Annotated in this window: 6 protein-coding genes; 4 read left to right on the forward strand and 2 right to left on the reverse strand. The window is 72.4% G+C overall.

The features are described from left to right. Together ACSNOG_RS30980 and ACSNOG_RS30985 are read left to right on the forward strand one after the other, a co-directional pair. A partial coding sequence (locus ACSNOG_RS30980; protein ID WP_436756025.1) for a thiamine pyrophosphate-dependent enzyme occupies positions 1 to 755 on the forward strand: 755 nt, incomplete at its 5' end. A gap of 153 nt (positions 756 to 908) precedes the next feature. Further along, complete coding sequence (locus ACSNOG_RS30985) at positions 909 to 1,685, forward strand: hypothetical protein (RefSeq protein ID WP_436756026.1); 777 nt, start codon at positions 909 to 911, stop codon at positions 1,683 to 1,685. A 263-nt stretch (positions 1,686 to 1,948) separates the two neighbouring features. On the opposite strand, the gene ACSNOG_RS30990 is transcribed toward ACSNOG_RS30985, so the two are convergent. Together ACSNOG_RS30990 and ACSNOG_RS30995 are read right to left on the reverse strand one after the other, a co-directional pair. Beyond that, entirely contained in the window at positions 1,949 to 3,586 is a 1,638-nt protein-coding gene (locus ACSNOG_RS30990; protein ID WP_436756027.1) for an AMP-binding protein, read from the reverse strand. Beyond that, on the reverse strand, positions 3,583 to 5,343 hold the full coding sequence (locus tag ACSNOG_RS30995) for an AMP-binding protein (RefSeq protein WP_436756028.1): 1,761 nt from the start codon (positions 5,341 to 5,343) through the stop codon (positions 3,583 to 3,585). Before ACSNOG_RS30995 ends, ACSNOG_RS30990 begins: the two co-directional genes overlap by 4 nt. Positions 5,344 to 5,531: 188 nt before the next feature. On the opposite strand from ACSNOG_RS30995, the gene ACSNOG_RS31000 reads away from it, so the two are divergent. Together ACSNOG_RS31000 and ACSNOG_RS31005 are read left to right on the forward strand one after the other, a co-directional pair. Next, complete coding sequence (locus tag ACSNOG_RS31000; RefSeq protein ID WP_436756029.1) at positions 5,532 to 6,374, forward strand: response regulator transcription factor; 843 nt, start codon at positions 5,532 to 5,534, stop codon at positions 6,372 to 6,374. A gap of 191 nt (positions 6,375 to 6,565) precedes the next feature. Next, positions 6,566 to 7,000, forward strand: coding sequence for an SAV_915 family protein (locus ACSNOG_RS31005; protein WP_436756030.1), 435 nt, complete (start codon positions 6,566 to 6,568; stop codon positions 6,998 to 7,000). The last annotated feature ends 287 nt before the right edge of the window (positions 7,001 to 7,287 follow it).

Raw genomic sequence — 7,287 nt, forward strand, 5'->3', positions numbered from 1 at the left:
CAGGTACTCCACCAGTTCCCGCAGCTCCTCCGCCGCGTCCGAGAGGATCACCCCGGCACCGCGCGTGGGCCGCCCACTGCGGCGACCTCAAAAGGTCTCTCACCCGTCGCGACGACTACACCACCGTCCCCGTCAAGGCGCCGCGCGTCTACAGGGAGATCAACGAGGTCTTCGGCGCGGACACGTGGTTCGTCACGGCCATCGGCCTCTACCAGATCTGGGGCGGCCAGCATCAGAAGGCCCACAAGCCGCGCCACTACCAGGTCTGCGGGCAGGCCGGCCCGCTCGGCTGGGAGGTGCCGGCCGCGATCGGCGTCAAGAAGGCGCTGCAGGGCATGGGCCGGGGCGGGGAGGAGGTCGTCGGCGTGGTCGGCGACTACGGCTTCCAGTTCACGGTGGAGGAGCTCGCGGTGGCCGCGCAGTACGACGTCCCGTTCGTACTGATCATGCTGAACAACGCCTACCTGGGCCTGATCCGGCAGGCCTCGGTCGGCTACGGGATGAACTACCAGGTGGACATCCACTACGACGAGACCGGCACGGACCACGTCAAGCTCATGGAGGCGTACGGCTGTTCGGGGCGGCGCGTGGTGGACCCCGCGGAGATCCGGCCCGCGATCGAGTGGGCGCGCAAGGAGGCCGTCGCGACCTCGCGGCCCGTCCTGGTGGAGATCATGATCGAGCGCGAGGCGGACACCCCGCACGGCCCGGACATCGACGCGGTCCACGAGAGCGAACCCGTACCGGAGCGCTAGCGCACGACGGGCGCGTGCGCCGTCGCGCTGGGCGGCGACACGGGAGGCGCGGAGGGCGCAGGGGCCCACTTCGGCATTCGCTCCCCCGGCGCGCGCGCATCGTGGACGATGGGCCCGTACGCATATTTCACGGACCCGTTGCTGGAGCCGAATATGGCCAAGAGCGTGCCGGTTCACTGCCCGACGTGCCGTCGCGAGCATTCGTTCACCCCGCCCACCTTCCCCTGCGCGTGCGGTGCGCCGCTCACGCTGCCGGTGCTGGCGGACGCCTCCCCCGAGTTATTGGCGCACCGCACCTGGCGGGACGCCTGGGTGGCCGTCCGCTGTCCGGCGTGCGACCGGCAGGACCAGTGGCCGCGACCGGAGTTCGGTTGCTCCTGCGGCACGGTGGTGCGCCTTCCCGTCCGCTCGCCCACGCCCGCACCCGCCCTCGGGGACGGCGAGGTCGAGGGCGAGGGGGGCAGGGAAGGAGAGCCGGGGGCCGGCAGCGACGGCGAGGAGGACGAGGATGCCCGATCCGGAGGGCGGCGGCCCGTCGCGGCGCAGCGCCCCGCCTTCCGTCCGATGGCCATCCGCACCGCCGATGACGCGCTGGCCGCCGCAGAGCGCTATCTGACGTGGCTGGGCTGCACGGGCGTGACCCGGCCGGCCGATCCGGAGGCGGTCGGCGTCGACTTGCGCGCGGGCGCCCTCGTCGCCCGGGTCGACCCGTCCACGGTGCCCACGTCGCTGCGGGCGGTCGAGTGCCTGTGGCTGCACGCCATGGTGGACTCCGCCTCGGGCGTCTTCTTCTCCCTCGCCGGCTACGCCCACGAGGCCCGCTCCCGGGCGGACGACCTGCGCGTTCCGCTGTTCGTGATGGACCTCACCGGCACTCCGCAGCCACTGAACGGCCCTGCCGACGAGCTCGTCGAGCGCGGGCCCGCGTGAGCCGCCCGTACCGCCAAGCTCAATTTTTCCTCTGAACCACGCCCGGACGATGGCGGGCCGGGTGCCCGCGGGCGGAGACTTCGTACCGGGCCCGCGAAACATACGGGGGATCGCGGGCCCCTCCATCTTCGGGCGGGGCCCGGCCACTTGTGACGGATCGCCTGCCGTCCCGTGGCCCCGGAGGGCGCCGCGGGCCCCGAAACGTACGCGGCCTCAGGGCATACGCGGCCTCAGGGCATACGCGGCCCAGGGCGTACCGCCGTTCAGGCTTCCCCGGCGCCCGCCGCCGCCAGGCTCACCGTCGCCTGTTCGCGCAGTTCCACCTTCCGCACCTTGCCGCTGACCGTCATGGGGAACGCGTCCAGGATCCGCAGGTAGCGCGGGATCTTGTAGTGCGCGAGCCGGCCGCGGCAGAAGCGGGCGAGCTCGTCGCGGCTGAGGGGCCGCTCGGGGTCGCGGAGGATGACGCAGGCCATGATCTCCTCGCCGTACTTCTCGTCGGGCACCCCGATGACCTGTACGTCGGAGATCTTGGGGTGGGTGTAGAGGAACTCCTCGATCTCCCGCGGGTAGACGTTCTCCCCACCCCTGATGATCATGTCTTTGATGCGGCCGACGATCCGCACGTAGCCGTCCTCGTCCATCACGGCGAGGTCGCCGGTGTGCATCCAGCGCTCGGCGTCGACGGCCTCGGCGGTGCGTTCCGGCTCGTCCCAGTAGCCGAGCATCACCGAGTAGCCGCGCGTGCACAGCTCGCCCGGCTCGCCGCGGCCGGTGGTCTCCCCCGTCTCCGGGTCGACGACCTTCACCTCGATGTGCGGCAGCACCCGGCCCACGGTGCCGGTGCGCCGCGCGATGTCGTCGTCGCGCCGGGTCTGGGTGGAGACCGGCGAGGTCTCGGTCATGCCGTAGCAGATGGCGACTTCGGACATGTGCATCTCGCCCATGACCCGCTTCATCACCTCCGTCGGGCACGGCGAGCCGGCCATGATGCCGGTGCGCAGCGAGGAGAGGTCGTACGTGGCGAAGTCGGGCAGCTCCAGCTCGGCGATGAACATGGTGGGGACGCCGTAGAGGGAGGTGCAGCGCTCGCGCTCGACGGCGTGCAGGGAGGCGGTGGCGTCGAAGGCGGGGGCCGGGATGATGGCGCAGGCGCCGTGGCTGGTGACGGCGAGGTTGCCCATGACCATGCCGAAGCAGTGGTAGAAGGGCACGGGCAGGCAGACCCGGTCGGCCTCGGTGTAGCCGAGGAGCTCGCCGACGAAGTAGCCGTTGTTGAGGATGTTGTGGTGGGAGAGGGTGGCGCCCTTGGCGAAGCCCGTGGTCCCGGACGTGTACTGGATGTTGACCGGGTCGTGGCAGCTCAGCTGCGCCTCGCGCTCGGCGAGCCGCTCGCGCGGCACGCCCTCTCCGCTGCGGACCAGGCCCGTCCAGGTGGGGTCGTCGATGTAGACGACGTCGTGCAGGGCGGGGCAGTCGGCCCGGACCTGTTCGACCATGCGGCGGTAGTCGCTGGCCTTGTGCTCGACGGAGGCGACGAGGACGCCGATGCCGGCCTGGCGCAGCACGTAACCCAGCTCGTGGACGCGGTAGGCCGGGTTGATGTTGACCATGATCGCGCCGATGCGCGCCGTGGCGTACTGGACCATGACCCACTCGGGGCAGTTGATCGCCCAGATGCCCACCCGGTCGCCCTTGGCGACCCCCTTGGCCAGCAGCCCCAGGGCGACCTCCTCGACGGCCCGCCCGAACTCGGCGTAGGTCCAGCGGCGTCCGCTGGGCACGTCGACGAGGGCGTCGCGGTCGCCGAAGCGCTCGATGGTGAAGGCGAGGTCCGCGCCGATGGTGTCGTCGATCAGCGGGATGTGCGTGCTCCCGGCCGCGTACGAGGGTGTGGTCACCGGTGGTCTTCCTCTCGGTACTCGTCTCCGCCGCACGACGGCTCGCCGCGCGCGGTGCGCTCGCGCAGCTCGATGCGGCGGATCTTGCCGGACACGGTCTTGGGCAGCTCGGCGAACTCCAGGCGCCGGATGCGCTTGTACGGGGCGAGCACGGCCCGCGAGTGGGCGAAGAGGGCCTTGGCGGTGCCCGGACCCGGCTCCCAGCCCGCGGCGAGGACGACGTACGCCTTGGGCACGGACAGCCGCAGCGGGTCGGGGGCGGGGACGACGGCGGCCTCGGCGACGGCCTCGTGCTCCAGGAGCGCGCTCTCCAGCTCGAACGGGGACACCTTGTAGTCGCTGGACTTGAAGACGTCGTCGCTCCTGCCCACGTAGGTGATGTACCCGTCGGCGTCGCGGGAGCCGATGTCGCCGGTGCGGTAGTAGCCGCCGGCCATGACCTCGGCGGTGCGCTCGGGGTCGCCCGCGTAGCCCGTCATCACGCCGACCGGGCGGCCGGAGAGGTCGACCGCGATCTCGCCCTCGTCGGCCGGTTCGCCGGTGGCGGGGTCGAGGAGGACGACGGAGTAGCCGGGGGCGGGGCGGCCCATGGAGCCGGTCTTCAGCCGCTGGCCGGGCGGGTTCGCGATCTGCACGGTCGTCTCGGTCTGCCCGAAGCCGTCGCGGATCGTCACGCCCCAGGCCCGCCGCACGGCCTCGATGACCTCCGGGTTGAGGGGCTCGCCCGCAGCCACGGCCTCGCGGGGCGGGGTGCGCAGCCCGCTCAGGTCGGCCTGGATGAGCATGCGCCACACGGTCGGCGGGGCGCAGAAGCTCGTCACGCCCGCCCGGTCCATCTCGGCCATGAGGCGGGCCGGGTCGAAGCGGGTGTAGTTGTGCACGAAGACGGTGGCTTCGGCGTTCCAGGGGGCGAAGAGGCTGGACCAGGCGTGCTTGGCCCAGCCGGGCGAGGAGATGTTGAGGTGGACGTCGCCCGGCCGGAGCCCGATCCAGTACATGGTCGACAGATGGCCCACGGGGTACGAGGCATGGGTGTGCTCGACGAGTTTGGGGCGGGCCGTGGTGCCGGAGGTGAAATAGAGGAGGAGAGGGTCGTCGGCGCGGGTGGGGCCGTCGGGGGTGAAGGTGTCGTCGGAGGTGAAGGTGTCGTCGGAGGTGTGGTGGGTGTGGTGGGTGTGGGAGGCGGGGGTGGCGGCGTTTCCGGAGTCGCCACCGGGGCCGGCGTCCGCGTAACGGATCCACCCGTCCTCCGGATGCTCGCCGACCGCGATCCGGGTGTAGCTGCCCCGCACGTCCGCGAACTTGCCCGTGTCCTCGGCCCGTACGACCACGTGGGAGACCCGGCCGCGCTCGACGCGGTCGACGAGGTCGGCGGTGCCCAGCAGCGGGGTGGCCGGGATGACCACGGCGCGCAGCTTCATCGCGGCCAGTGCGGTCTCCCACAGCTCGGACTGGTTGCCGAGCATGACGAGGATCCGGTCCCCGGCGCGCACGCCTTGCGCGCGCAGCCGATTGGCCACGCGGTTCGAGCGGCGGCGCAGGTCGTCGAAGGACAGTCTGACCCCGGTGCCGTCCTCTTCGGCGATCCACAGGGCGGTGCGGCCGTTGCCCTCGGCGATCGCGTCGAACCAGTCCAGCGCCCAGTTGAACTCCGCGGGGCGGGGCCAGACGAAGCCCTCGTACGCGGTCGGCCAGTCCTCGCGGTGTGCGAGCAGAAAGTCCCGGGCGGCGCGGAACTCCGCTGCGGGTCCGGGCATACCGGCGGGCTCCGCTGCGTTTCCCGGCTTCGATGACGTCACGTGTCCTCCAGATTGCGGGGCGCATCGCGAGCCCGCACGGTTAGCATCGTGCGACGGTGATCTGAGTCTCACCACCCCCGAACGGGGGTGGCCGCATTTCAGGGATACGGAGATTCCACCTCCGGATCCGGGACGGAGAGGCAGCGATGGGAGATCCGGACGGGACGGCCGAGGTGCGGGCGGCGCTGATGCGGATGCGCAAGGGCGCCGGGCTTCCGGTCGCCTTCGGCGGACTGCTCACGGGAGCACGGCAGTTCCGAATATCGGACATGACAGGAACGACGACGCCGGTCCTGCGCGGACTGGCGATCCGCACGGGCAGCGGGCTCGGCGGCAAGGCGGCCGCCCTCACCCGCCCCCTGTCCGTGACCGACTACCAGTCCTCGCACGTCATCACGCACGAGTACGACGCGGCGGTGGCGGCCGAGGGCCTGCGCTCCGTGCTCGCGGTGCCCGTGGTCGTACGGGGCCGGGTGCGCGGCGTCCTCTACGGCGCGCTGCGGCGCCCGCTCACCCTCGGCGACCGCTCCCTGACCGCCGCCGTCGACGCGGCGCGCGAACTCGAACAGGCCCTCGCCGTGCAGGACGAGGTGCAACGCCTGCTGTCCGTGGCCCATCAGCCCACCACCGCCGACCCGGCGATGTGGGAGGAAGTCCGCGAGGCGCACGGCGAATTACGCGCCCTGGCACAGCGTGTCACGGACCAGCGGCTGCGCCAGGAGCTGCTCGCGGCGTGCGGGCGCCTCGCGGCGGCCTCCTCCGCGGACCCGGCGGCACGGCGCGCGGGGCCCGGCGTGGACCTGTCACCGCGTGAAGTGGACGTCCTCGCCTGCGTGGCGACGGGCGCGACGAACGCCACGGCCGCGGACCGGCTGGGCCTGCGCCCGGAAACGGTCAAGAGCTACCTCCGGTCGAGCATGCGGAAGCTGGGGGTGCACACGCGCCTGGAGGCGGTGGTCGCGGCACGGCGCGCGGGTCTGCTGCCGTAACCCTTTGCCGTGACCCTTCCTGTCAAGAAGGCCGGGACCGTCAAGAAGTCGTCAAAGGCGTGGCACCGAGGGTCAACACCCTGTCAAGGAGGAGCTCGGCGGGGTTCGGTACGGGCATAGCGTGAACGGCGGCGCCGAGGCGCCGTCAGCGACGCTCCCATCCGACACCTCCCGAGCTTCCGAGGACCGTCATGCACCTGAGCCGTACCCCCGCCGAAGCCGCCGCAGTCGCCGCCGCCTCCGGCACGGCCGCGCAGAGTCCGCAGGCCGACGACGGGGAACCCTCCGAACCTTCCGAACCCTGCCAACCGGCCGGGCGCGCCCCCGAGCAGCCGCTGTACGTGCCCGTGCGGCGGTGCGCGTACGGGTTCGCCCTGCGGGTCTTCCGCTCCCCCCTCGGCACGAGGACCGCCGTCGCCTTCACCACCGAGCGACGGCTTTCGGACGTTCTGGGCCCCGGCCAGCCCTCCGTCCGCCTGGCCCTTCCGGCCGTACGGGCCCTGGCGACCCCCCTGGGCGTCGCCGCCGTCTCGGTGGACCCCCAACTGACAGCCCCACCGGTCCGGACCACCCCGGCGGACCCGCCCCCACCACCTGCCCTCCGGGCGGACCGGATGCCGCTGTAGGCAGGCACGTCCACAGGGGCCCCGGCATGGGCGCCGGATTGCGTGCAGGGGGGCTCGCCGTCGCGGCGCCACCCCCACACCAGCCCTCTTGCCGCAGGCAAAACCCGCCGCAACGGCGACCAACCACCACGGCGCAGCCCGGCGGTGCCGAACCAGCCCAGCCGCGCGGCACCAACGCGCCGGCACCGCCGGCCCCGAGGGGCGCCGCAGGAGCACCCAAAAGCCCCCGCAGGGGGTACCCGCACCGCGCCCCCCCACCACCGTCCCTCCCAAGGAGACCCCATGGC

This window comes from Streptomyces sp. URMC 124 (genome assembly GCF_051386455.1).
In the GTDB taxonomy this organism is placed as follows: Bacteria; Actinomycetota; Actinomycetes; order Streptomycetales; family Streptomycetaceae; genus Streptomyces.

Bases quoted from the DNA above. Each gene is read 5' to 3' on its own strand.
- ACSNOG_RS31005 (WP_436756030.1), top strand. From the start codon at position 6,566: ATGCACCTGAGCCGTACCCCCGCCGAAGCCGCCGCAGTCGCCGCCGCC.
- ACSNOG_RS30985 (WP_436756026.1), top strand. From the start codon at position 909: ATGGCCAAGAGCGTGCCGGTTCACTGCCCGACGTGCCGTCGCGAGCAT.
- ACSNOG_RS30995 (WP_436756028.1), bottom strand. From the start codon at position 5,343: ATGCCCGGACCCGCAGCGGAGTTCCGCGCCGCCCGGGACTTTCTGCTC.
- ACSNOG_RS31000 (WP_436756029.1), top strand. From the start codon at position 5,532: ATGGGAGATCCGGACGGGACGGCCGAGGTGCGGGCGGCGCTGATGCGG.